Genomic DNA, 2062 nt, shown 5'->3' on the forward strand with positions numbered 1-2062 from the left:
GACTGACATTCACCGAAGATGTCGACTGATACACCGCTTCGCGAGCAGGCTCGCTCCCACAAGGGACTAGCGTACGCCTTGATATTGCGTACCCACTGGAGACCCACATGAGCCACGCAGATTTCATCATCATCGGCGGCGGGATTGCCGGCGCTTCTACCGGGTTCTGGCTGGCGCCGCACGGCAAAGTGATCGTGCTCGAGCGTGAAACCCATCCCGGCTATCACTCCACCGGTCGCTCCGCCGCGCTGTACACCGCCGCTTACGGCACCGCACAGGTCCGCGCACTGACTCAGGCCAGCCGCGCGTTTTTCGACAGTCCTCCGAGCGGCTTCTGCGAGCACCCGCTGCTGACCCCACGCGGCGAAATGACCGTCGACTTCATCGGTGATCCCGCCGAACTGAACAACCAATACCTCAGCGCCAAAGCCACGGTGCCGCAGATGCAACTGCTCAGCGCCGACGAAGCCTGCGCGCGCCTGCCGATCCTGCGCCGGGAAAAAGTCCACGGCGCGATCTACGACCCATCGGCCTGCGACATCGACACCGACGCGCTGCATCAAGGCTACCTGCGCGGCATTCGGCGCAATCACGGCGAAGTCCGCACCGATTGCGAGGTGCTCGGCTTGAGCCGCGATGCCGATGGCCTGTGGATCGTGCAGACCAACGGCGAGACATTCAGCGCACCGGTGCTCATCAACGCCGCCGGTGCCTGGGCCGACAAGATCGCTGCCCTGGCCGGAGCGCAGCCGCTGGGGCTGCAACCGAAGCGCCGCGCCGCATTTATCTTTGCCGGCCCGGAAGGCGTGGACACTCATCACTGGCCAATGCTGGTCAGCCTCGACGAATCCTTCTACATGAAGCCCGACGCCGGCATGTTTCTCGGCTCGCCGGCCAACGCCGATCCGGTCGAACCGCACGACGTGCAGCCGGAAGAACTCGACATCGCCATGGGCATCTATCAGATCGAAGAGGCCACCACGCTGACCATCCGCCGCCCGACCCGCACGTGGGCAGGCCTGCGCAGTTTCGTCGCCGACGGTGATCTGCTCAGCGGCTTCGATCCGCAGGTGCCGGGGCTGTTCTGGGTCGCCGCGCAGGGTGGCTACGGCATCCAGACGTCGCCGGCGATGGGCCAAGCCAGTGCGGCGCTGGTGCGCGGCGAGCCATTCCCTGAGCACCTGCATCAATTCGGTCTGGACAGCGCCATGCTCTCCCCGGCCCGACTGGCTTGATCGCATCGACTCGTCGAAAAGATTGCGGCACACTCGCAGCGCCCCGGCACAAGGGGCGCTGACGCTGCCTGGAGCTCCACTGTCATGACTGCCCCCGAATTCGACCCGGCGCTGGATAACTTCCGCGCCATCGCCGACGCCATCGCCACGCTGTTCTTTCCCCATGCCGAGGTGGTGCTGCACGACCTGCGCACGCAGAAGGTCGACTACATCGCCAACAACCTGTCCAAGCGCGAGATCGGCGACGACTCGTCGCTGGAAGACATGCTCAGCGAGGATGTCAGCGACAGGAACATCGGCCCGTACGAAAAGCTCAACTGGGACGGTCAGAAAATTCGCAGCCTGAGTACCGTGCTGCGTGACAGCGAAGGTCGTCCGCTGGCGGTGCTGTGCATCAATCTGAATATTTCCCTGTTCGAGAACGCCAAGGCGGCGCTGGATCTGTTTCTCTCGCCGAGCAAGCTGATTCCGCAGCCGGACTCGCTGTTCCGTGATGACTGGCAGGAGCGCATCAACACCTTCCTCCACGCCTGGCTGCGCGAGCGGCAGTTGAGCCTGAACCTGCTGACCCGCGATCACAAACGCGAACTGGTGCTGGCCCTGCACGCCGAGGGCGCGTTCAAGGGCAAGAGCGCCTCGAACTACGTGGCCAATGTGCTGAACATGGGGCGGGCGACGGTGTACAAGCATTTGAAGGAATTGAAGGGCTGAAGATTTGCATCGTTAGCGCTGGCCTCTTCGCGAGCAGGCTCGCTCCCACATTTGGAATGCGTTACCCCTGTGGGAGCGAGCCGGCTCGCGAAACCGCGTGATCAATCGCCGTAGAA

Annotated in this window: 2 protein-coding genes; both read left to right on the top strand. The window is 63.6% G+C overall.

The features are described from left to right. Nucleotides 1-107: 107 nt before the first annotated feature. Nucleotides 108-1235, top strand: a complete 1128-nt coding sequence (locus QMX86_RS27915; protein ID WP_073473656.1) for an FAD-binding oxidoreductase — start codon at nucleotides 108-110, stop codon at nucleotides 1233-1235. Between the two features lie 84 nt (nucleotides 1236-1319). Next, nucleotides 1320-1946 (top strand): transcriptional regulator, encoded by a 627-nt coding sequence (locus QMX86_RS27920; protein WP_122610760.1) that lies wholly within the window; start codon nucleotides 1320-1322, stop codon nucleotides 1944-1946. Nucleotides 1947-2062 lie beyond the last annotated feature (116 nt).

Source organism: Pseudomonas sp. PS01270 (genome assembly GCF_029959775.1).
GTDB classification, from domain to species: Bacteria; Pseudomonadota; Gammaproteobacteria; order Pseudomonadales; family Pseudomonadaceae; genus Aquipseudomonas; species Aquipseudomonas atacamensis.